Origin of the sequence: Clostridiisalibacter paucivorans DSM 22131 (assembly GCF_000620125.1) — a bacterium.
Lineage (GTDB): Bacteria > Bacillota > Clostridia > Tissierellales > Clostridiisalibacteraceae > Clostridiisalibacter > Clostridiisalibacter paucivorans.
Genome location: NZ_JHVL01000005.1, coordinates 54,028 through 76,809, shown reverse-complemented (window position 1 = coordinate 76,809; position 22,782 = coordinate 54,028). Strand labels below are relative to the sequence as shown.

The window sequence follows — 22,782 nt, the reverse complement described above, 5'->3', positions numbered from 1 at the left end:
CTATATATATGGAGGGATTTTATGAATGTTTATGATGCTGCCCATAATTTAGCTAGGGCTATAAAGAGTTCAGATGAGTATAAGAGTTATAAAAACATACATGATGATTTATATGGTGATCCCAAGACTAAAGAGATGATTGAAGATTTTAGAAATAATGCTATGGAAATACAGATGGCTCAAATGTCTGGCAAAGAAGTAGATAGTTCTAAAATGGAACAAATGAAAAAGCTAGAAGAAATATTAATGGGAGATCCCAAAATCAATGAATTTTTCCAATGGGAAATGAGATTTGGACAGATGATGAATGATGTCAATAAGATACTAGGGGAAGTATTGGAGATTGAGTCTAAGTAGTATTTAAAATAGGGGCTTTTAAGTTCCTAGTATAGTTAGTAGTTCGTGGTTGATGGTAGAAATCCTATGAATTTCATTATTAAGCTACAAGCTACTAACTTTTATTTCATACTTTTGTTATTATAACTGTATGTTTGTTAATAATCTAGGGGCTTTTGAGCCCCTATTTTTTATGATATATATTATTTGATATTGTCTAGATGTGGTATATACTATATATTCTTGTAAAAAAACTATTTAAATTGTATAATTAGATAGAAGTTTATTGACAATTGGAAGGGGGAAAATAATGAATACTGCCCTAAAGAAAAAAAAATCTAGTAAAGGGAAAATATTTATTGTACTTTTAGTTTTAATTGTAGCTTTGGGATTAGGTGTAAAAAACTATATATATATGAGTCTTGAGCCTGTTCATACTGAAGAGAATGCCATTGAAGTGTCTGTTTTTATACCTAGCGGTAGCAATACAGATACTATAACAGACATTCTTCATAATAGTAATCTTATAAAAAATGAAATTATTTTTAAACTTGCAGCAAAATTAAAGGGTATGGATGGTAGATTAAAGGCAGGTAATTATATATTAAATACTTCTATGTCTTCTGAGGAAATTCTAAATGAATTAGTTGAGGGTGGAGTGCTAAAGGAGACCACTAAATTTACTATACCAGAGGGATTTGAGCTTAGACAGATAGCAGATAGGTTGTCTGAGCAAGGATTAATAAATAGAGATAAATTCATGGAAATCACATCAGATATTGATAATTTTAGAGGAGAATATGAATTTATAGATGAATTATCTTCAGGAATTACAATGGAAGGATATTTGTTTCCAGACACATATGAAATTTTTATAGATGCTACAGAAGAGGAGATAGTAAATAAAATGCTATCGAGATTTGAGAATGTTTATAAAGAAAAATTAAAGGATCAGACCTTTAAAATGGGTTTAGATTTGAATCAATTTATAACGTTGGCATCTATAATTGAAAGGGAAGCCATGGCAGATGATGAAAGGCCTGTTGTTGCGGGAGTATTTTATAATAGGTTAGACATAAATATGCCCTTACAGTCATGTGCCACAGTACAGTTTGTGTTAGGAGAAAGGAAGCCTATATTATCAACTAAAGATACGGAAATCACATCTCCATTTAATACTTATATAAATAATGGTTTGCCTCCAAGTCCTATTGCTTCTCCAGGACTTGAATCAATTGAGGCAGCTTTAAATCCAAAGGAAACAGAATATTTATATTTTGTAGCTAAACCAGATGGAACTCATGTTTTTAATACTGATTATGATGACCATATAAGAGCAAAAAATAGAATAAGGAAACAATAGAAATAGACTAGAGGTGGATATTTTTGAGCAATATAAATAAGGAATATATAGAAGACTATATAAGGGAAGTTATACCTGAAAATAATGAAGTATTCAAAGAAATGGAAGAATACGCGAAAGTTAACCATATTCCCATAGTTCATCCAGAGGTAGCTCAGTTTTTAAAGGTGATGATAAAGATAAAAAAACCGAAAAAAATATTAGAAATAGGCTGTGCTATAGGATACTCTGCTATGATAATGGCTGATGCAATGGATTATTATGGTGAGGTTACAAGTATTGAAAGACGAAAAGATATGGTAGATATAGCTGAGGGAAATATATCTAAAGGAGATTTTCAAGATATTATCCATATTTTACAAGGGGAAGCTCAGGATTTACTTCCTAATATAGATGAAAAATTTGATTTAGTATTTATAGATGCTGCTAAAGGTAAATATATGGAGTTTTTACCTTATTGTATAAGAAACCTTAAAGATGAAGGGATTATTATATCGGATAATGTTTTATTTAAAGGTATGGTTGCAAATGATGATTTGGTAGTTAGAAGGAAAAAAACGATTGTTAGAAGGATGAGAGAATATCTTGACTATATCTCTAATAGTGGCATATTTGAGTCTAGTATTATGCCATTAGGAGATGGAGTAGCTATTTCGTATAAGAGGAGGACAACAGATGATGAATAACATTGAATTACTAGCTCCTGCAGGAGATTTGGAGAAATTAAAAATGGCAATAATATATGGAGCAGATGCAGTTTATTTGGGTGGAAATAAATTTGGACTTAGAGCTCAGGCTAAAAACTTTGACATAGATCAAATAAAAGAGGCTGTGGAATTTGCCCATACAAGAAAAAAGAAAGTATATGTAACATTAAATATCATACCTCATAATGAAGACTTTGATGGATTGAGTGAATATATATTAGAATTAGAATCTGCAAATGTAGATGCTGTAATAGTATCTGATCCTGGAATTATATGTATGATTAAAGAGGTAGCTCCTAATTTAGAAATTCATTTAAGTACTCAGGCTAATACTACAAACTATCATAGTGCAAGATTTTGGCATAATAATGGAGTTAAAAGGATAGTATTGGCCAGAGAGCTATCTTTAAAAGAGATATCTGAAGTAATAAAAAACACCCCAGATACAGTCGAGTATGAAGCATTTGTTCATGGTGCCATGTGCATATCTTATTCAGGAAGATGTCTTTTGAGTAATTATATGACATCTAGAGATGCAAATAGAGGTAATTGTGCCCAAGCATGTAGATGGAAATATAGTTTGGTAGAAGAGCAGAGACCAGGAGAGTACTATCCAATCTATGAAGATGATAAAGGCACATTTATATTTAATTCAAAAGATCTATGCATGATAGAGCATATACCTGAATTAATGAAATCAGGTATAAAGAGTTTTAAAATTGAAGGTAGGATGAAAAGTTCTTATTATGTAGCAACTATAATCAGATCCTATAGAATGGCTATAGATAATTACCTTAAATCCCCTGAAAATTTCCAATACGATTCTAAATGGCTAGATGAAATAAAGAAGGCCAGTCATAGGGATTTTACTAAGGGATTTTACTTCAGTAAGCCTACAGAAGAAGATCAATTATATACCAGTAGTTCATATATAAGGAACTATGATTTTGTAGGTCTTGTAATTGATTATGATGAAGAAACTAATATGGCTACTGTGGAGCAGAGAAATAGAGTGTTTGTAGGAGATAAAGTTGAGATATTTGGTCCTAATAGAGATTTTTTCATTCAAAATATACAAAATATGTGGGATGAAAAGGGCAATGAAATTAATGTGGCACCTCATGCTCAACAGATATACAAGATAAAAGTAGATAGACCTGTGTCAAAATGGGATATGATAAGAAAACCTAGAGAGGAATGATGACTTTGGAGAGACCTATAATAGTAGGAATAACAGGTGGAACTGGTTCAGGTAAAAGTACTGTGGCAAAGTCTATATTTAAATCTTTGCCACGAAAAAGTGTCTTGGTTATAGAGCAAGATTCTTATTATAAGGATCAAAGTCATTTGAACTATGAAGAACGGATAAAAACTAATTATGATCATCCATTGGCATTTGATAATGAACTTTTAATAGCCCATCTATCACAGCTATTAAAAGGACAAGCAGTGGAAAAACCCATATATGACTTTGAAATCCATAATAGAAAAAAAGAGACCATCAAGGTTACTCCCAAGGATATTATAATACTTGAAGGGATATTGTTGTTAGAAGATGAAAAATTAAGGGAGCTATTGGATATAAAGATATTTGTAGATACAGACCCTGATGTGAGGATAATCAGAAGAATTTTAAGGGATATAAAAGAACGGGGCAGGACACTGGAATCTATAATAGAGCAATATATGACCACAGTTAGACCTGCTCATATGCAATTTATTGAACCAAGCAAAAAATATGCAGATATAATCATTCCAGAGGGAGGTTACAATAAAGTAGCAATAGATATAATGGTTACCAAAGTGAAATCAATGATAAATAATGTATAGATATTATATCTCCATATGATATTGGACATAATAATTATTATAAACATCATATGGAGGTACTATTATATGGAAAGAGAAAGACATACTAGAATTATGATATTCATAAATATATTTTTTTTAGGATATCTTTTTTTGGTTGGAAAATTATTTTGGATTCAAATAGTAAAGCACAGGGAATATCAAGATGAAGCAATGATTCAAAGGAATAGTGAAATTAGAATATATCCTGCTAGGGGAGTTATATTTGATAGAAATCTAATACCATTAACTAATAGGGAAAGGCATAATACCATATTTATTATAAGGGATTTAGTTAAAAATAATGATGAGGTTTTAAATTATTTAGAAAAAGAGTTTCATATAAAAAGGAAATCGATAATAAACGAAAATAAAGCAGTTGTAGAATATGCAGTAAATAAAGACATATCTAATATAGAAAGATATCCTGGAGTATTTACAGAAAATATTGTGGAAAGATATAGTGATGATAATATATTAAGTCATGTTATAGGATACATAAATGAAAGTGAAAATAGAGGTGAAACTGGTCTAGAGAGGGTCTATAATGATATATTAGTTAGTAATAGTGATTATGGCAAATTGATATTTCAGACAGATGGGAAAAAGAGAATTATACCTGGGGCTGGGTATCTAGGGACTTTTAAGAGAGATTTAAGGATACCCAATGGAGTAAAACTTACTATAGACTATCATATACAGAAAATTGTTGAAGAAATAATGGATGAAAAAAAGATCAATGGTGCTGTCATAGTCACAGATGCTGAGTCAGGGGATATTTTGGCTATGTCTAGTCGTCCCAATCTAGATGTAAGAAATATAGAAAGTCATATGTATAGTAAATATATGGATTTTTATAATAAAGCCATAGAAGTAGAATATCCTCCGGCATCAATATTTAAAATCGTTGTATTATTGGCTGCGTTGGAAGATCCTATGATAGATATCAATGAGGATTTTTTTTGTAGTGGATATGAGTTAGTTGGAGACAAGAAAATTAAATGTCATTCATATAATTCAGGTGGACATGGAAATATAACCATAAGAGAGGCATTTTATCATTCTTGTAATTCAGTATTTATACAAATGGGAAAAAAATTAGGTGCTAAAAAAATAGTTGAAATGGCTAAAAGATTAGGATTTGGGGAAAAAGTACAGATAGAACTATTAGAAGAAAAAAAGGGAAATTTGCCAAAGGGAGACGAACTATTGGGGCCTGCCTATGGAAATATATCTATAGGCCAAGGAAAAGTAGAGGTTACTCCATTACAAATAAATAATTTAACTATGATAATAGCTAATAATGGAATCAAGAAAGACCTGCGATTGGTGGACAGTATAGTAAATGCCAACGGTATAACTATAAAGGAGATATTTAGGGATGATGATGTAAGGGTAATAGATGGATACTATACATATATTGTAAAAAAGATGATGGAAGGCGTAGTGGAAAAGGGCACGGCCAGAAACTATATTTCTTTAGAAAAATTTGGTGGGGCAGCGGGAAAGACGGGTACAGCTGAGGCCATAATGAATGAAAAAGCAGTAAAGCATGGCTGGTTTTCAGGTTTTTTTCCAAAAGAAAAACCTAAATATGTTGTAACTGTATTGGTAGAAGATGGTGTATCAGGTGGGGTTTCAGCAGCTCCAATATTCAATGATATCATAAAAAATATTGTAAATATTCAAAGAAGATGGACAAACCCATAAATTGTATGTTACAATAAAGCTATGGAATATATGGGTATTATTTTATTAATTTACAATATAAAGAAAAGTATCATTGAAAGGAGGGGAAATATATGAAGCGTCTATTTACTAAGGGCTCTTTGACATTATTAGCGTACTTAGCATTATTTGTTGGAACTACTGTTATTAGTACAACATCTGTATATTATACTCACCAACCCAAGTGCCCAGAAGAATTACTTAAATAAAGGGGATGCCCCCTTTATTTAAGTAGAGGAGGGGTTTGATGAATATTTACATTTTTTTTAATGATGTTGCAGTAAATAGTATAGAGGCAATAATAATAATGGTGTTTTTTCTAGCAGTATTGGGGAAAAAGAATTTTTTGGCTTCTAATATATATAGGACTACTTTATTTATAATAACATATACCATATTTGCTTATTGGGCATCGAAATATATGCCAGTAGGGTATCATACCATATTAATAACAATTTTTATGATTATAAGTCTTGGAGTATTCACATCATCAAAAATTGTGCCAACTTTTATTGCTGTGATGGCTATTATGATATATATAATGGCAATTGATACTTTGATGGTTTTTATGTTTTCGGCTATAGGGAAATATACTGCCAATGATATATTTAATAATCCAATAGTGAGATTTAAAATTTCTATATTATCAAAAATTGTCCAGCTTTCTTTAGCAATGTTATTCTATAGATTAAGGCAATCAAGATTAAAAAGAATAGAAATAGATTCTGAAAATACCATAACATCTTATCTGTTTTTTGGTGTTTTTTTAATGGGTGTTTTCGTTTTAAGTTTTAACTATGCAGTTTCAAGCAGAGAAAATATAGTATTATATGAGGTATTACTATCTATATTATTTTTTCTATTCATACTCTTCGGTTATTTAATATATAGGGAGCAAGAAAAATTGCTTAAGATTAAATATAAGTCAGAGATGCAGGATGAATACATCAATAATCTAGAGACAGTTGTAAATATAATAAGACGGGAAAAGCATGACTTTTCCAATCATATAAATACCATACATGCCATATGTGTATTGAATAAACCCAATGCATTGGATAGGATTAAAAAATATTTGGACAGCCTTTCTGTTAATCTAAAGAAATCATACCACTTTTATAATACTGGAAATGATTACATAGATGGATTGTTGGCAGTTAAGAGCAATTATGCATTTGAAAATGATATAGTTTTAGATGTGGACTTTGAGCAACCATTATCTATGGTACCCATGGATGACTACAATATAGTGAGTATATTGAGTAATATCATCGACAATGCCTTCGATGCAATAATATCTCAAGATATGGACAATGGGGTAATCTCCTTTTCTACATATATTGAAGATGGTAGATACCATATATCTATAGCCAATAATGGCCCTGAAATTTCTCCCGACCACATAAAAAAGATATTTGATAATGGATTTTCTACTAAGACAGAGGATAAATCGGACCATGGCTTAGGTCTGTTTATAACTAAGAGTTTAGTAGAGAAAAATGATGGTAAAATAGAGGTATTTAGTGATGAAAATGAGACACAATTTTTGATTACATTTGAAGAAAATATGTTAAGGAATGATGAAGATGGAAGCACTGGCAAAGAGGTTCACCCACTTAATATATAGAAATAATAGTGAATTAGATAATATTCAGCTAAAAAAAATTGAATACGGATTAATTTGTATATTGGAGGAGATCAGCAAAACCATATTATATTTTGGAATATTTGGATTTTTTTCATCTATAAAGTATTTTATTGTTGCGATGTTGTTTTTTGGGTCTTTAAGGATGATTGCTGGAGGATATCACTCCAATGGATATTGGAGTTGTTTTTTTACAACACTGGGCATATTCGCCGTATCTATTTATATAGGTAGAAATATACATTTGACTAATTTAATACAAGGTATTATGGGGACTATAGCCTTGGGACTCTTCATATTATTTGCTCCTGTGGATCATCCCAATAAGCCCATATTAAGTGATGTAAGAAGAAAGAAAATTAAAATATTATCTATATTATTTCTATTTATAGCTATAGCAATTACTTTTTTTATGCCTGAAAAGTATTCTATTACAGCAAGGGTTGTTATCTTTATAGAAGCCATATCCTTGCCCTTTGGTAAAATGACGGGAAGGAGTTCATAAGATGAAGATATTAAAGGGAGAAATAATAAGAAAAGATGAACCAGTATTTAGTTTTGAAGAGGAATATCATGACAAAAAAGACTTTTTTTTAGCCTTAGTAGGTATTTGTGATAAGCTCAATGTGGATGTGCCCATATGGACATCTAAAGAAGATAGAATTGTAGAGCAGAATAAGGCTGTTAGATTCATGATATCCTATGATACATATTTACAATTTTCTAAATATGAGATTTGATATTTAAAAATGTACTTGCACATTTTATTGTGTAGCACCATATATCTATATAAGGGGTTTATTTAATCATTGGAGGTGCATATAGATGTGGAGTACTGTAATATTTTCATTGCTTATGGCTTTAGAGCCTTTGCTGATGTGTGTAGGTTATTTAACTAATAACACGTCTTTTCCTCAACCGTTGAATAAAGAGGAAGAAGAAAAGTATTTGATATTGTATGAATGTGGAAATGAGGATGCAAAAAATATTTTGATAGAAAAAAATTTAAGATTAGTTGCCCATGTTGTAAAAAAATATCATAACACTGGTAAAGATTTAGATGATCTTATATCTATTGGAACTATTGGTCTTATAAAAGCTATAACTACATATGATAGAAAAAAAGGGACTAGGCTGGCCACTTATGCAGCCAGATGCATAGATAATACTATGTTTTTTATAATACTATATATATTTATCTATAAAATTGTGTCTAAAAGGTTCCCATACCACTCCACTCTTGGAATCTATATAATAAATACTTAAACATGTTTTCTTCACGATAGTTTTTGTATTTTACTGTAAAATGCCCATCTATATTATTCCATATCCTATTGAAATATCTAGATATCTGAAAAACTATTTTGTCCTTTGGATTTGCAGAAATCATTATATTGGACTCTAGATTGTAATTATCTATATTCCTTCTGGTCAAGTTAGCAGATCCACCAATTATTACAGTTTCATTTTCTTTTTCAATTAACGTAATTTTAGCATGGTATTGTTCACCACTGGTATCATACCATCTTATGTCTATCTTGTTGTTACTTTTATCTATTAATTCTTCAGCTACTTGTCTATTTGGTATACCATTCTTTTCGAAACCAAATGCATCTTTATTGGGATCTAATATTAACTTAATATTAACACCTCTATTACTGGCATCAATCAATTCTTGTATTATACCTCTATGGGATAAATAAAACATACCCATAGTTATTTTATCGTTGAGGTTAGTGTTTTTTATTTCTGAAATAAGGTTTTCTCTTATCTTGCCTTCTGTTATGATTTTAGCTTTAATATTGGATGGTTTTGGATCGTCATTTTTGTCGCTATAATTATAATTAGATTCATCAAATTCATTTTCTGAAAATTTAGCTATGGATAACTCTGAATTTATTAAATCCTTTAATATCTGTCCCCTAACCTTAAAAGCAATATTAGAATGATAACCACTGGCATCGTGAATATTAGCAGATGATATTATGGCTCCATTTTCAGTAATTAATACTTTTCTGTGATTAGCTTTAAAGTTGAGGAGTTTCATATATGACCTAAGGGTAACATCATCCCCATTTGGGCTAAAGGCATTGTCAATCCAGCCTTGACCTTTAACACCAAACCATTGAATAAAAGCACGCCAAAAGCTTGTATAAACTGGATTTGAATCCCTTAATTTTTTTGAATCAGTTATAATCACATTTATGTCATTTTCTTTTAATTTTTTTAAGAATTTAGATTCATAGGAACCATAAAAATTATTAATTTCATCAGTGATAAATAGTATATTTATATTAGGATTATTGTTTTTCTGTTTTATAAGTGTATTAGTTAATTTTTCAGATATATTTGGAAAATCATATCGAGATTGTTTAAGATCATTAAATAGAAACATATCTATTATAATGAATTCTTTAGCTTGTCTTATTAATTTTAGCTGTGAGTCCAATATGTTTTGTTCATAGATGGTTTCATTATTATTTTCATATGTTAAGTCATATAAAAAATCTATATCTGATATATTATATGCTTTGCTTTCAAAGGCAAGTCCATCGGGCAAAGGAATTAATAAGCTATTAATAAATATTAGTAAAATTAGTATTAATGTAAGAGGTAATATCTTTTTAAAAATTGAACGTTTTTTAGGTTTTGTTCGTTTATCTTTTAATTTAATTAAAGTCATATTATAAAGGTACCGTCCTTTCTATAAAGTAAAGTTTATTATAACATATATTTGTTGTCTATAGAGATGCCATAATTAATATTATAAAGTTTATATTGATTTATTTGAAAAAATATGTTAATATTCTTTAAGTATAATTAAACAGAAACACCAAATGCCAGTGATGAAATCCACTATAAACCTTTCAAGGAGTAGTGTTTTTTTTATGCAATAATATGTTTAGGAGGAATCGGTGATGAACAAAGACAAACTATTTTATAAATTACTTCTTACTATTGCTTTTCCAATAATGGTTCAATTTTTCATAACATCTTCTATTAACTTAATGGACAATTTTATGATAGGAAAATTGGGAGACGAAGCTGTTGCTGCATTGGGAATTGCAAACCAATATTTTTTTGTTTTTAATCTAATAGTAATGGGGATATGTTCTGGTTGTAATGTGCTTATATCTCAATTTTGGGGTAATAAAGATATTAGAAATATAAAAAAAATATTGGGTATATCTATCATTGGTGGATTGATCATGAGCTTAATTTTTTTAGGAGTAGCTCAAGGATTTACTGAAGATATTATTAAAATATTTAATAATAACAGCATAGTAATAAATTTAGGTGAAGATTACTTGGCTATTGTAAGTATTAGTTATATTTTTGTATCTATATCATTGGCATACGGTATAGCTAGTAGGGGAGTTCAACAGGCTTTTTTACCTATGCTATGTAGTGCTGCGGCACTTGTGGTAAATATTATTTTAAATTATATACTTATATTTGGTCATTTTAATATGCCTGCATTGGGAGTAAAGGGTGCTGCTATAGCTACACTTATAGCTAGAATAGTTGAAATGATATTGATGTTAAGTTTTATATATGCAAAAAAACATGTGTTAAGTGCTAATTTTAAAGATATGTTTAGTTTCAATTTTGATTTTCTAAAGAAGACTATAGCAGTAGTAAATCCTGTAGTAATCAATGAATTATGTTGGGGATTAGGCATGGTCATTTATTCTATAATATATGGGAATATGGGAACTAAGTCTATAGCAGCAGTTCAAATAAATATGAGTGTACAAAATATGTTTTTAGTTATACTTTTTGCTATATCTAATGCAGCATGTGTAATGGTGGGAAATGAAGTTGGAAGAAATGATTTTGAAATAGCAAAATATTACTCTAATAAATTGATTAAGATATCTTTATTATTATCCATAGCAATGGGGGCATTGTTGGCTTTATCGGCTCAATTTATTTTGAGTTTTTACAATATATCTAACGAAGTATATAATAGCACTTGGTATATGCTTATTATCACAGCGTTAATTTTACCCATCAGATTTATTAATGTCCTCCTTATAGTTGGAATATTGAGAGGAGGAGGAGATACTTCATATGTGCTTAAAGTTGAATTGATTACTATGTGGTTAGTAGGAGTTCCGTTATGTCTTTTTGGGGCATTGGTATTAAAGCTAGAAGTATATCAAGTGTTTTTGTTGGTAACAGGTGAAGAAATGATTAAATGTGTGGTATCAGTGATGAGGTATAGATCGGGAAAATGGATGAGAAAGTTGATAGGAGATATGCAACCATCTAGCTAATTTTGAAATAATTTTGTAATAATAATCCATTATTGTATATGATATAATATTTTAAAGTATATGCTATATCATAGGAGGTTATAATATGACAACTTTAGTAACCCATATAGAATCACAAAAGAACTATATTCTTATAGGGACAGGATATGGTTTGTATAAATCTTCTAGGCCAGGGATTTTCTTTGGAAATTTAATGCCTGAAGAGGATGAAGGACAAATTGCTGTGGCAGCAGTGAGTGATAAAGAGGGAAATATATTATGGTTTCCCACAAATGAATTAAGGGTTATAGAGATTGATGGACAAAAAATAGAGACATTTTTTTAATTTTATCAGGGGATAATTTTTCAAAACAATGAAAAATACAGATGAAAAGGGGTATTTATTATGTACAAAGGTGACAATAATGGAGATAGGAATAAAAAGATATTAAATAATAGCTATAGTAAAAAGGATATAAGGGAACATGAAAGTTCTAAAGAGTTTATATATAATAAACTAAATGTGTTGGGAGAAGAATTAAATAGTATACAAAAAGAAATAGAATCTATATTGAAAAGCGTTTGAGATATAAAGTATTGCTCGGGAAATAATGTTGAAAACAACAGTGTTTGCCCGGTGTCAAAATAATGCTAAAGTTGTCAAAATATAATCTTTAGAATCAAAATATAGTTTATATTCTAAAAAAGTATATGTAAATTGATAGAAAAAAGAGGAGGGGTTTATGCCCCCCCTCTTTTTTCATAGGCGAAAAAATTTTCTGAATATAACAAATTATGACAAAATTCAACATAGATGATTAGGTATAATATTATTAACTAATACAAAAAAATACAGGTGGTGATAATATGAAAAGTATAAAGCAAAAATTGATTTTATCTTTTTTTATAGTTATTTTAGTAATTACCTTATGTTTGAGTGTGATATCTTTTAAATTATCAAAAGAAGAATCTATTAATGAAGTAGAACAAGGGTTAAAATTATTGTCAAAAAATGCTGTGAAACTTATAGAAAGTAGGATAGAAACTAATTTAAATGTGCTTAAAGCAATATCTTCTGATAATGAAATTCAAGATATGTTATGGAATAAACAAAAATTGCTATTAGAGGAGCAATTGAAATCAATGGATGAATTTTCAGATTTAGCGATAGTCTATTCGGATGGTATGGCTAAATATATAGATGGAACAAGTAGATATGTTGGAGATAAAGAGTATATAAAGAAGGCATTAGCTGGACAAGGAAACATTTCCGAACTTGTAAAGAGTGAAACTACAGATAATTTAGTACTTATATATACAGTACCAATAATAAAAGATAGCAATGTAATAGGAGCATTAATAGGAACAAGAGATGGAGCAGTGTTAAATGACATAATTAAGGATTTAGGATTTGGGGAAAATGGTTATGCATATATAATAGGAGAAGATGGAACATTTTTTGCTCATAAAAACAAAGAACTTGTTAGAGAGAGTAAATTTGTTTGAGGAAATAGAGAATAATACTAACTTAAAAGAATGGGGATTAGCAGTTAAAGGATTAGGTGAAGAAAAGAAGGGCATTATTAGATATAATATTGATGGCGAGGGGAGATACTTTGCACTGGAGCCAATGAGTACTAAAGAATGGATTATTGGAGTGGGTGCAGATGAAGATGATATATTAGCAGGTGTAAATAATCTAGGGAGGAATCTTTTATATTTGACCATCGCAGCATTAATTATAGGCATAATAATTGCCTTTATATTGGGAACTAATATATCTAGTCCCATATTACAGGCTACAAAGTATGGAGAGATTATGGCGTCATTAGATATTAGTATAGATGTTCCAGAGAACAATAAAAAACGAAAAGATGAAATCGGAAAGCTAGCAAATTCTTTTCAATCATTAACTAATAGTTTGAGAAGTATAATAGGACAAATTAGTGAGGCTTCATCTGATGTATCTTCTTCTGAAGAACTTATGTCAACATCACAGCAATCAGCAGCTGCATCTGAACAGGTAGCTGGTTCAGCTAATGAGGTATCAACAAATGCAGAAAATCAGATGAATGCTATTGCAAAGTCTAATCAATTAATTAAAGATATGGTTAATAGAATAGATAATATAAATACAAAGATTAGTGATATAGCTTTGGTTACCGAAAGTATATATGAAGAGACTGATGAAGGAGAAAAACAACTTAGAAGCGTAACTAAGCAGATGAAAGAGATAGAGGGAAGTTCTAAAGATATAGAAGAAGTACTTTTTAATATAACAAACAGCTCAGATGAAATGAATAAAATGATTAATTTGATTCAAGATATTTCAGCACAGACAAATTTATTGGCGTTAAATGCTGCTATCGAAGCGGCAAGGGCAGGAGAAGCAGGTAAGGGTTTTGCAGTTGTAGCGGATGAGATAAGAACTCTTGCAAACAACACTCAGGAGGCAACTAAAAGTATTGATAAATTAATACATAATAATATAAAAAATATAGATAAAGCTAAACAAGTTATGGAGAAAAATAAAGGATGTATTGATAATGGAAATACAATAGCAGGTATCTCTGAAAAAACTTTTAATGAGATAGCTCAAAACATAGTGAAAATCAATGGTGGAATAAAAGAAATAAATACTGACATTGAAGGATTATCGCAATCTAGTTATAATGTTTTAGATTCAACTGATGAAATAGAAAAAAATACAAGAGAAGTAGTAGAGCAAATAGAAAATGTTTCTGCAGCTACCGAAGAGCAGACTGCATCTATGGAAGAACTGGCTTCAGCAAGTGAGTCATTGTCTGATTTAGCTATTGAACTTCAACAAATTGTCAATAAGTTTAAAGTATAGAAGATAGTTAGTAGGTAACAGTTAGTAGTTATTAGTTTAATGATGAAATCCATAGGATTTCCACCATTGACTAAGAACTAAGAACTAGCTTATACCTTTATCACAATCATATATTTGTCAACAGCTTGATTCCCTATATTTTATAGGGAATTTTTTATATAAAAATAAGTAGGTTGAATATTCAAAAAAATATCGGGTATAAAAATAATGTTGAAAATTATGGCAATATTATGGTTAAATATGGAATAAAATTTATATATAAAAATTTAAAAATAGTCAAATTAAATCTTATAATTATATATTTAATGAAGTGCAATTTATATTTTATTTGGTGAAAAAAGATTGTTATATTAAAATCATCAGATATTTATAAAAATTGTCTTAATTATAATATAAAATCTAACAATAAAGGAGGAACAAAATGTTAAAAATGAATAGCATAAGCAAAAGGATTACAATTTATATTTCAGCTATAATAATTATAATATTTATAGCTACGGGTTTAGTTGTCAGGATGTATTCCCAAAGTATTATTGAAAGGGATACATACAAAAGACTCTTATTGGAATCTGAGAAGGCAGGTTTGAGAATAAATGAGTTTTTTTTAGAAAGTGCAATTAAAGTTGATCAGATGACTAGTAATCAAGATATAATAAAATTTATGAACCAAGTGGAAAATAGGGCAGATGTTAGAAATAATGAGCAATATGAAGATGTGATAAAATCTTTAAAATCTATACAAGAAACGGACTCCAATCTAGCATTGGTATGGATAGCGTTGGATGATGCCAGTTATTTAGTGACCCATGATCAGTGGAATTCACCTGAGGATTGGATTATAGAGGAAAGACCGTGGCGTAACATAGCTTATGAAAAAAAGGGTTTGATTTTTACAGAGCCTTATAGAGACAAAGTTACAAATGCTATGGTTGTAAGTATTATAAAACCAGTATTTGATAAAAATGATGAGGCATTAGGAGTTGTAGCAGTAGATTTAAAGATAGATGATTTGATAAGTATTATGAAGGAATATAAAATAGGTGAATCAGGATATGCTGGACTATTGACATCTGAAGGCAAGATAATTTATCATCCCAATGAAGAAATGATATTAAAAAATATAACGGAATTAAAATTGGGAGATATAGCGGATGAAGTAGTATCAGGACAAAGTGGTACTGGCACATTTACAATAAATGGGGAAGAAAAATATGCAGGATATGCATCGGTAGATATAAATGATTGGGCGATACTTTCAAGTATAACAGTAGAAGAGTTTATGGAAGAAATAAACGGATTAAATGGTATAATGTCTATTATTTATCTGATTGGATTGTTAATACTTGTTGTTATTATTATATTAATATCTTCTAATATATCTAGACCATTAAGAGAAATAGAGGGTCATTGTCATACTATTTCTGAAGGAGATTTCAGTATTGATATTCCACAGAATCTATTGAAAAGAAAAGATGAAATTGGTAGACTAGGAAAGGCATTTGATACTATGACAAATAATTTTAGGAAACTAATAGAAGAGGTGCTAGAATCATCACAAACTGTAGCTTCATCATCAGAAGAATTGAATTCAACTTCTGAACAGTCGGCATTGGCATCTGAAGAAGTGGCAAAAGTTATAGAAGAGATTGCTAAAGGAGCCACTGATCAAGCTAAGAATACAGAGTCAGGGGTAGAAAGAGTAGCAGAATTAGGAGGATTAATTGAAAACAATCAAGAATATGTTGAAGCGTTAGAGAGTTCTTCTAAGCATGTTTCTCAGCTTATAGACGAAGGTCTTATAATAATAGAAGATTTAAAACATAAGACTAATGAAACGGAATCATCAACTAGGAGTATATCTGAAGTTATAGAGGAAACGAATAGAAGTATGGAGGATATAGGAGAGGCTAGTGATTTGATAGCTTCAATTGCAGAACAGACAAATTTATTGGCATTAAATGCAGCTATAGAAGCAGCTAGAGCAGGGGAAGCAGGTCAAGGTTTTGCAGTTGTAGCCCAAGAAATAAAAAATCTTGCAGATCAATCCACTAAATCAACAGAGAAAATAAATTATATAATAGAAGAATTAATGAATAAATCAAAAGTGGCAGTTGAAAAGATTCAAGAAATGGTGCAAATAGTAGAAAATCAGGTAAAAAGCATGGAAGAGACTGAAATCAAATATGATGAAATTTCAAATGCAATGAATAAAGCAGAGGAAGCAGCCAGAAAATTAGATGAATCAGAGAAAGAAATAAACCAAAGAAAGGTGAAAATATTAGATATAATGCAAGATTTATCAGCTGTTGCTGAAGAAAATGCTGCAGGAACTGAAGAAGCATCTGCATCTGTAGAACAACAGACAGGATCTATGGAAGAGATTGCAGAAGCAAGTGAATCATTAGCTAATTTAGCTGAAAATCTACAGAAAGCAGTATCTAAATTTAAGATATAATAAAAAGTCATGATGTTACTATAGTAGCATCATGACTTTTCTGATTTATATTTGAGAAATAGATGAGTTCTTCATATTAATTATTTTACCACTTGTCAATTCTATAGTAGGGAGATGAGGTGAATGGACAAAATCTTCAAAATCAATTATTTTAGCTTTAATATTATTCTTGATATTTATTATTGCATCTAGTTTAAAATGGGTTGTCCTATGTATAAATATATTTATAATATCTTTATCGTATTTACTATAATTATCTTCATATATATGTCCTATAGCATGCACTGGCAGAAAGGTTCTTTTATTATTGTATCCACCAACTAATTCATCATAGTTATGTGCAATCATTATAATTCTACCATATAAAGATATCTGAGTACCTTTTTTACCTATGGGATACCCAGAGCCATCATAGTGTTCATGGTGGTCTAATATACCAAATATTATAGATTTTTTTCTCAAAAGTGGAGAAGAAGAAGTGAGCTGATTAAATAATTCAAAGTGAGCCTTTATAGGCTTTAATGCTGTACGTTCTGACATCAAAAACCTTTTAAATTCTTTTTTAGGGAATTTAGTAAAACCTATGTTTGAAAACAGTGCAGCTAAGGCTAAATCTAAAAGTTCATCTAAACTAAGTTCTAAAGTTAATCCTATATTAAGAGATAAAAGGGCAACATTGATACTATGAATTAAAAGGATGTCATCATATGATTTCATAGATACTAGAAGACTATTTACTGACTCATTTTCTTCAATAAGTTGTAAAATATTAATTTTTATAATTTCAGCCCGTTCTTTTAACTTAGCAGATTCTAATTTATTGCTTAGGTTATTCCACAGAGGATAATTAGACAAAAAGTCTACAAATAAATTGTGAGATTTATTGATTTCATCATCTATATTATTATTATTATTATGTGTTAGTATATCAAATCTAGTATTTGAATTGTACTTATTTTCATTTCTACTTACTGATATCATTAAATTGTTTGGAATATGTTTCTTAATGAGTTCTATTAAATCACGGGACATTTTTTTATATCTAGTTATTAATAAAAGTCCATCTGCTCTGTATAAAGGTTGTAATATTATATCTCCAGGAATTAATTCTGCTATGCTTTTTTCAAAATAATCTTTTTCATTATCCAATAATGCACACCTCCATTATATATCATATATATATTTTATCATAAATGACATTATTTCACATAATAAATGATATAATAATTTCATAAAATTAGATTCAAATGAAGTATATCATTTTAGTACACATAGATAATGAAATACTTATGTGTATAAGGTCCGAGAAGAAAACTAAATCGGAGGTGTCTTTACAAGAACCTATAGGTATAGATAAGGAAGGGAATGAAATAACACTTACAGATATATTAGGAACAGATGAGGATGCTGTGCTAGACGAAGTAGATCTTAAAATAAAAATAAAAAAGCTTTATGATAAAATGTCTCATAGTTTAAAAGACAGGGAGAAAAAGATTATATTATTGAGGTATGGACTAACTGAAGAAGGTTGTAAAACTCAAAGGGAAATAGCAAAACTTTTAGGAATATCAAGATCCTATGTATCTAGAATCGAGAAAAAGGCTGTTCAAAAACTTAATAAGGCATTTGAAAGGGGAAATTGATTAAATATGTTTTTGCATTTTTTAGTCTAGCGAAAAAGATATATTTCTGATATATTTATTATTGATGTTATATGGTTTTGTATTTGTAGGGGGTAAAATAAATGGACAGTGAGAATAATGTCAATAATAAAATAGCAAAATTTAAAAAGGTCTTATTAGCAAAAGATAAAGAAAATGCAAAACTAAAAAAAAGGCTAGAAGAACAACAAGGTATTAGTTGGATATTAGGGCAAGTAATTAAACAATCTAGCAGTCTTGATTCTTTTCCTAATCAAATGAAAAAAATTACAGATATTTTGATGGGAGTTTTAGGTCTTAGTGCGTGTACTGTTTGGGTAAAAGATATTGGACAATATATAACGTATTCACGGAGCACATCTAATGGAAATCAATTTCTCATAGAGACTTCTACAAAATTATTAGATGTGTTGTTGGAAATAGAAAAAACTGGGACATTCAATATAAACAGTAATAAATACTCTTTTTTAAGGAGTAAAGATACTAGATCTGTTTTAGTTGCACCCCTTTACAATTATAAAAATAATAAAAAAGTAGGTTTTATAGTAGCTGAACATTATTATAAAGAATATTTTTCTAAAAATAGAATAGATTTGTTTGATTTATTAGCTATACAAATATCTATTGTGGGGCAAAATTCCATGCTATTTGAAAAAGTAAGTGAATTTTCCAATAAAGATTTTTTAACTAATTGCTATAATAGAAAATATTTACAGAAAATAATGAAGAATATAGAAGAGAAAAGTAAAGTATGTACAATGTCTATTTTTGATATGGACAACTTTAAAGCAGTGAATGATATATACGGGCATGACAAAGGAGATAAACTTTTGATATCAGTATCTAACCTAGCTATCAAATATGCAAAAAAATATGACGGAGAAGTTGTAAGGTATGGTGGAGATGAATTCATTATTATCCTGTATAAAAACCTTGATGAGTCAAAAATAATATTACAAAACTTTATAAAAAATGCTCAGATGCTTCCAGCCATTAAAACATTAGACTTTTCTGTTACTTTTACTGTAGGGATTAGTTCTTATCCTGAAACTGCAAAGGATATAGAACGAATATTTAAGATTGCAGATAAGGCATTGATAGAAGCAAAAAAAGAAGGGAAAAACAAGATTAAAATAGGATATGATAATTAGTTGGAGACGATGTTTGATCTCCTTTTTCTTTGTAATATATTTGTAAACATTTGTAGATATATATACTATAAAATGGTACTAACTTATCATATGTTAGAATTTAAAATGGTATAAAAATATGATAGACTTATAATCGAATGTATATAATGAGTTGACTTTATTTTTAAGTCTAAAGCAATATAATTAAGTAAATTTTATTAGATTGTGGTTTTTGGACATGCTTACATATTATATTTTAAATAGAAGATGATTTATAAGATTATAGTTCTATATGCTTTAACTAATTTATATATATTATGAAACTCATTAATAATCTATTTCGTCTAAAAGATTGAGTTTATATAGAGAGGAGGTATTCAATTGTCAGTATTGGAATTAAACAATATATCAAAAAGTTATAAAAGTGGGCAGATAAAAGTCCATGCATTGAATAATATAGATTTGTCTATAGAAGATGGAGATTTTGTGTCTATAATGGGACCATCGGGTTCTGGTAAGTCTACATTATTAAATATAATAGGATGTCTTGATCTTCCATCCACAGGTACATATACTATATCCGGTAATCATGTAGAAAATCTAAAGGATAGTCAACTTGCAGATATAAGGAATCAATTCATAGGTTTTGTTTTTCAAAGGTTTCATCTATTACCTAATTTAAGTGCTATAGAGAATGTAGAACTACCTTTAATATATCAAGGGGTACTGGGAAAAGAAAGAAAAAAAAATGCTGAAAATGCATTGATATCTGTGGGATTAGGTAAGAGAATAAAACACCTGCCATCACAATTATCAGGTGGAGAACAACAAAGGGTAGCTATAGCTCGAGCTATAGCAAGTAATCCATCTGTAATATTAGCAGATGAGCCTACAGGAGCACTAGATTCCAAATCTAGTAAAAATATAATGTCCATATTTCAAGAATTAAATAAAAAGATGGGTATAACCATAGTGCAGGTAACCCATGAAAGAGACATAGCTCTTTATGGACATAGAATATATCATTTGCTTGATGGAAGCTTAGAGAAAATAGAAATAGTTGAAAATAATAAATAATGGGGGTAAGATTGTATGTCACAAAGGATTATTATGATAGTTTTGATTTTAGTTATTGTCTTAGGTGGAGGGATGTATGCATATAAACAGTTAATGCCTGAAGATACTGAAGAAACTCAAGGTCCAGTATATGCTACAAAAGAAGTAGTGAAGGGTGATATTACTGTTGGTGTAGAAACCACAGGTCGTCTTAATCCTACTTATGGTGGTGGTATCAGAGTTCCAGGAGAGAGAAATTATGGAGGGCCTTCTATAACATATGGTATTGATGAAGTGCTTGTTGAAGAAGGAGATGAAGTAAAAGAGGGACAGATAGTAGCCATTCTGAAGTCTGATGATTTAGAGATTCAGATAGAAGAAATAGAAGAAAAGTTAGAGTCAAAAAGAAAATTATTGTCAAATATGACGGGTGTATCAGAAGATAAGGTAGATGGTATAAATCCCTCTGATGGTATAATAATTAATGCTCCTATTGGTGGAACTATCAACAATCTTGAAGTTGAAGAGGGAGATAAATTGGAACAGGGTTCAGCTGTTGCCAGAATAGTAGATGACTCAAAATTTAAAATAAGGGCTAAGCTTACTCCAGCGGAAATAGAGAGGGTAGAAAAAGGTCAAAAGGTAATACTTGATTTTGTAGAATTTGATGGGTTTAACCAAGGTACTATTACTAATGTAAATGAAAATCCAGTACCTGATAAACAAGAAGATGGTTCTGTTGAGGGTTTTATATATTGGGTAACTATTGAAGGAGAAAATCCAGGACTTGTACAGCCGGGAATGGAAGTCAGGATAGGTCAATCAGCAAATGGAGATACCCAAGCTGTTAACTTTTTTTCTAAGACTTCTACTGTTGAAGAGTTTATAAAAGAAGAAAGGGTTATAAGTAGAGCGGAAGCCATAATTACAGAAGTTTTTGTACACAACATGGATACGATAGAAGAAGGAGATCCTATAATTTCTATGGCAGGGTCTGATACTCAAGAAACTATGGAAGAATACTTAGAAGAGATTAGAGAGTTAAAATCTGATTTGAAAAAGCTTAAAGCTAAAATGGATCAGATGGAAGTAACAGCTCCAATGGATGGAGTTATATCATATTTTGACTTACAAAAAGGAGATACTACAAGTCCTGGAAGATGGATAGGTGACATATTTAATACTAAAGAGATGATGATGTCGGTTGAAGTAGACGATATAGATATTATAAATGTAAAGCAAGATGCCCCAGTTAAGATTACTGTTGATGCAGTACCTGGAGAGACATTTGAAGGTACAGTTGTGCATGTATCTACTAGAGGAGAAGATGTTAATGGCATAACTAAATTTATGGTAGAGATAGAAATAAAGGGAGGACCTAGTTTAAGACCAGGTATGCAAGCTAAAGGATATATAGATGCTGGAAGTGCGGAAGATGTACTCTTAGCTCCAGTTGAAGCTATATTTGAAGAAGACGGTAAGCCTATGGTTGAAGTGTTGGGACAAAATGATAAAGTAAAATTAGTTCCTATAAAATTAGGTTTGATGAATGATAGATATGCTGAAGTAAAAAGTGGGCTTAATGAGGGAGATTTAGTAATCACTGGAAGCAGTGCAGATATATTACCAAGTCAGCACTTAAAGTCAAAGGATCCTATACTCCCTGATAAAAAAGATGGAGATAAAGATAAGGATGATGATTCTGAGAATAGTGATGACTCCGAAAATAATAATTAGGGA

At 30.0% G+C, this 22,782-nt stretch carries 23 protein-coding genes; 21 read left to right on the top strand and 2 right to left on the bottom strand.

The features are described from left to right. The first annotated feature begins 21 nt into the window (after positions 1-21). The 11 genes from Q326_RS16530 to Q326_RS0103585 all read left to right on the top strand — a co-directional run bounded on the left by Q326_RS16530 (position 22) and on the right by Q326_RS0103585 (position 8,893). Positions 22-357 (top strand): YlbF/YmcA family competence regulator, encoded by a 336-nt coding sequence (locus Q326_RS16530; protein ID WP_034600979.1) that lies wholly within the window; start codon positions 22-24, stop codon positions 355-357. A 289-nt stretch (positions 358-646) separates the two neighbouring features. Continuing rightward, complete coding sequence (gene mltG, locus Q326_RS0103630; protein ID WP_026894143.1) at positions 647-1,699, top strand: endolytic transglycosylase MltG; 1,053 nt, start codon at positions 647-649, stop codon at positions 1,697-1,699. Between the two features lie 23 nt (positions 1,700-1,722). Continuing rightward, the gene (locus Q326_RS0103625) at positions 1,723-2,385 is read left to right on the top strand and encodes an O-methyltransferase (RefSeq protein WP_026894142.1); all 663 of its coding nucleotides are present in this window, start codon (positions 1,723-1,725) and stop codon (positions 2,383-2,385) included. Beyond that, on the top strand, positions 2,378-3,607 hold the full coding sequence (locus Q326_RS0103620; RefSeq protein WP_026894141.1) for a peptidase U32 family protein: 1,230 nt from the start codon (positions 2,378-2,380) through the stop codon (positions 3,605-3,607). Before Q326_RS0103625 ends, Q326_RS0103620 begins: the two co-directional genes overlap by 8 nt. Beyond that, entirely contained in the window at positions 3,607-4,236 is a 630-nt protein-coding gene (udk, locus tag Q326_RS0103615; protein ID WP_250160296.1) for a uridine kinase, read from the top strand. Before Q326_RS0103620 ends, udk begins: the two co-directional genes overlap by 1 nt. Before the next feature lie 66 nt (positions 4,237-4,302). Next, complete coding sequence (locus tag Q326_RS0103610) at positions 4,303-5,964, top strand: peptidoglycan D,D-transpeptidase FtsI family protein (protein ID WP_026894139.1); 1,662 nt, start codon at positions 4,303-4,305, stop codon at positions 5,962-5,964. A 92-nt stretch (positions 5,965-6,056) separates the two neighbouring features. Continuing rightward, positions 6,057-6,191, top strand: coding sequence for a cyclic lactone autoinducer peptide (locus tag Q326_RS18135; RefSeq protein ID WP_084489517.1), 135 nt, complete (start codon positions 6,057-6,059; stop codon positions 6,189-6,191). Positions 6,192-6,229: 38 nt separating this feature from the next. Next, complete coding sequence (locus tag Q326_RS0103600) at positions 6,230-7,609, top strand: sensor histidine kinase (protein WP_026894138.1); 1,380 nt, start codon at positions 6,230-6,232, stop codon at positions 7,607-7,609. Continuing rightward, positions 7,569-8,132, top strand: a complete 564-nt coding sequence (locus Q326_RS0103595; protein ID WP_051531080.1) for an accessory gene regulator ArgB-like protein — start codon at positions 7,569-7,571, stop codon at positions 8,130-8,132. The genes Q326_RS0103600 and Q326_RS0103595 overlap by 41 nt, the downstream gene beginning before the upstream one ends. A gap of 1 nt (position 8,133) precedes the next feature. After that, positions 8,134-8,367: a hypothetical protein gene (locus Q326_RS0103590; protein ID WP_026894136.1), complete on the top strand. Its 234-nt coding sequence runs from the start codon at positions 8,134-8,136 to the stop codon at positions 8,365-8,367. Between the two features lie 85 nt (positions 8,368-8,452). Continuing rightward, positions 8,453-8,893 carry a sigma factor gene (locus Q326_RS0103585; protein ID WP_026894135.1) on the top strand — a complete coding sequence of 147 codons (441 nt, stop codon included), beginning with the start codon at positions 8,453-8,455 and terminating at the stop codon, positions 8,891-8,893. On the opposite strand, the gene Q326_RS0103580 is transcribed toward Q326_RS0103585, so the two are convergent. Then, the gene (locus tag Q326_RS0103580) at positions 8,841-10,310 is read right to left on the bottom strand and encodes a phospholipase D family protein (RefSeq protein ID WP_051531078.1); all 1,470 of its coding nucleotides are present in this window, start codon (positions 10,308-10,310) and stop codon (positions 8,841-8,843) included. The two genes, Q326_RS0103585 and Q326_RS0103580, sit on opposite strands and share 53 nt — an antisense overlap. Positions 10,311-10,545: 235 nt before the next feature. On the opposite strand from Q326_RS0103580, the gene Q326_RS0103575 reads away from it, so the two are divergent. The 6 genes from Q326_RS0103575 (at position 10,546) to Q326_RS0103550 (ending at position 17,195) form a co-directional block, all read left to right on the top strand. Beyond that, the gene (locus Q326_RS0103575; protein ID WP_026894133.1) at positions 10,546-11,907 is read left to right on the top strand and encodes an MATE family efflux transporter; all 1,362 of its coding nucleotides are present in this window, start codon (positions 10,546-10,548) and stop codon (positions 11,905-11,907) included. Between the two features lie 85 nt (positions 11,908-11,992). After that, positions 11,993-12,232: a hypothetical protein gene (locus Q326_RS0103570; protein WP_026894132.1), complete on the top strand. Its 240-nt coding sequence runs from the start codon at positions 11,993-11,995 to the stop codon at positions 12,230-12,232. Between the two features lie 60 nt (positions 12,233-12,292). Continuing rightward, on the top strand, positions 12,293-12,472 hold the full coding sequence (locus tag Q326_RS0103565; RefSeq protein WP_026894131.1) for a hypothetical protein: 180 nt from the start codon (positions 12,293-12,295) through the stop codon (positions 12,470-12,472). A 281-nt stretch (positions 12,473-12,753) separates the two neighbouring features. Next, positions 12,754-13,392: a cache domain-containing protein gene (locus Q326_RS0103560; RefSeq protein ID WP_026894130.1), complete on the top strand. Its 639-nt coding sequence runs from the start codon at positions 12,754-12,756 to the stop codon at positions 13,390-13,392. Further along, complete coding sequence (locus tag Q326_RS0103555; protein ID WP_169733568.1) at positions 13,385-14,740, top strand: methyl-accepting chemotaxis protein; 1,356 nt, start codon at positions 13,385-13,387, stop codon at positions 14,738-14,740. The genes Q326_RS0103560 and Q326_RS0103555 overlap by 8 nt, the downstream gene beginning before the upstream one ends. Before the next feature lie 421 nt (positions 14,741-15,161). Further along, entirely contained in the window at positions 15,162-17,195 is a 2,034-nt protein-coding gene (locus Q326_RS0103550) for a methyl-accepting chemotaxis protein (protein WP_026894128.1), read from the top strand. Positions 17,196-17,240: 45 nt separating this feature from the next. Here Q326_RS0103550 and Q326_RS0103545 read toward each other — a convergent pair whose 3' ends face one another. Further along, a complete protein-coding gene (locus Q326_RS0103545) occupies positions 17,241-18,344 on the bottom strand; it encodes an HD-GYP domain-containing protein (protein WP_026894127.1) in 1,104 nt (367 codons plus the stop codon). Between the two features lie 98 nt (positions 18,345-18,442). Between Q326_RS0103545 and Q326_RS16525 the strand changes: the two genes are divergently transcribed. The 4 genes from Q326_RS16525 (at position 18,443) to Q326_RS0103525 (ending at position 22,779) form a co-directional block, all read left to right on the top strand. Next, complete coding sequence (locus Q326_RS16525; protein ID WP_084489515.1) at positions 18,443-18,838, top strand: sigma-70 family RNA polymerase sigma factor; 396 nt, start codon at positions 18,443-18,445, stop codon at positions 18,836-18,838. A gap of 101 nt (positions 18,839-18,939) precedes the next feature. Then, positions 18,940-20,007 carry a sensor domain-containing diguanylate cyclase gene (locus Q326_RS0103535; protein ID WP_026894126.1) on the top strand — a complete coding sequence of 356 codons (1,068 nt, stop codon included), beginning with the start codon at positions 18,940-18,942 and terminating at the stop codon, positions 20,005-20,007. A gap of 360 nt (positions 20,008-20,367) precedes the next feature. Next, entirely contained in the window at positions 20,368-21,063 is a 696-nt protein-coding gene (locus Q326_RS0103530; RefSeq protein WP_026894125.1) for an ABC transporter ATP-binding protein, read from the top strand. A 15-nt stretch (positions 21,064-21,078) separates the two neighbouring features. Continuing rightward, a complete protein-coding gene (locus Q326_RS0103525) occupies positions 21,079-22,779 on the top strand; it encodes an efflux RND transporter periplasmic adaptor subunit (RefSeq protein ID WP_026894124.1) in 1,701 nt (566 codons plus the stop codon). Positions 22,780-22,782 lie beyond the last annotated feature (3 nt).

Coding starts and splice junctions, on each gene's coding strand:
- Q326_RS16530 (WP_034600979.1), top strand. CDS start 22: ATGAATGTTTATGATGCTGCCCATAATTTAGCTAGGGCTATAAAGAGT.
- mltG (WP_026894143.1), top strand. CDS start 647: ATGAATACTGCCCTAAAGAAAAAAAAATCTAGTAAAGGGAAAATATTT.
- Q326_RS0103620 (WP_026894141.1), top strand. CDS start 2,378: ATGAATAACATTGAATTACTAGCTCCTGCAGGAGATTTGGAGAAATTA.
- udk (WP_250160296.1), top strand. CDS start 3,607: ATGACTTTGGAGAGACCTATAATAGTAGGAATAACAGGTGGAACTGGT.
- Q326_RS0103610 (WP_026894139.1), top strand. CDS start 4,303: ATGGAAAGAGAAAGACATACTAGAATTATGATATTCATAAATATATTT.
- Q326_RS18135 (WP_084489517.1), top strand. CDS start 6,057: ATGAAGCGTCTATTTACTAAGGGCTCTTTGACATTATTAGCGTACTTA.
- Q326_RS0103600 (WP_026894138.1), top strand. CDS start 6,230: ATGAATATTTACATTTTTTTTAATGATGTTGCAGTAAATAGTATAGAG.
- Q326_RS0103595 (WP_051531080.1), top strand. CDS start 7,569: ATGGAAGCACTGGCAAAGAGGTTCACCCACTTAATATATAGAAATAAT.
- Q326_RS0103590 (WP_026894136.1), top strand. CDS start 8,134: ATGAAGATATTAAAGGGAGAAATAATAAGAAAAGATGAACCAGTATTT.
- Q326_RS0103585 (WP_026894135.1), top strand. CDS start 8,453: ATGTGGAGTACTGTAATATTTTCATTGCTTATGGCTTTAGAGCCTTTG.
- Q326_RS0103580 (WP_051531078.1), bottom strand. CDS start 10,310: ATGACTTTAATTAAATTAAAAGATAAACGAACAAAACCTAAAAAACGT.
- Q326_RS0103575 (WP_026894133.1), top strand. CDS start 10,546: ATGAACAAAGACAAACTATTTTATAAATTACTTCTTACTATTGCTTTT.
- Q326_RS0103570 (WP_026894132.1), top strand. CDS start 11,993: ATGACAACTTTAGTAACCCATATAGAATCACAAAAGAACTATATTCTT.
- Q326_RS0103565 (WP_026894131.1), top strand. CDS start 12,293: ATGTACAAAGGTGACAATAATGGAGATAGGAATAAAAAGATATTAAAT.
- Q326_RS0103560 (WP_026894130.1), top strand. CDS start 12,754: ATGAAAAGTATAAAGCAAAAATTGATTTTATCTTTTTTTATAGTTATT.
- Q326_RS0103550 (WP_026894128.1), top strand. CDS start 15,162: ATGTTAAAAATGAATAGCATAAGCAAAAGGATTACAATTTATATTTCA.
- Q326_RS16525 (WP_084489515.1), top strand. CDS start 18,443: ATGAAGTATATCATTTTAGTACACATAGATAATGAAATACTTATGTGT.
- Q326_RS0103535 (WP_026894126.1), top strand. CDS start 18,940: ATGGACAGTGAGAATAATGTCAATAATAAAATAGCAAAATTTAAAAAG.
- Q326_RS0103525 (WP_026894124.1), top strand. CDS start 21,079: ATGTCACAAAGGATTATTATGATAGTTTTGATTTTAGTTATTGTCTTA.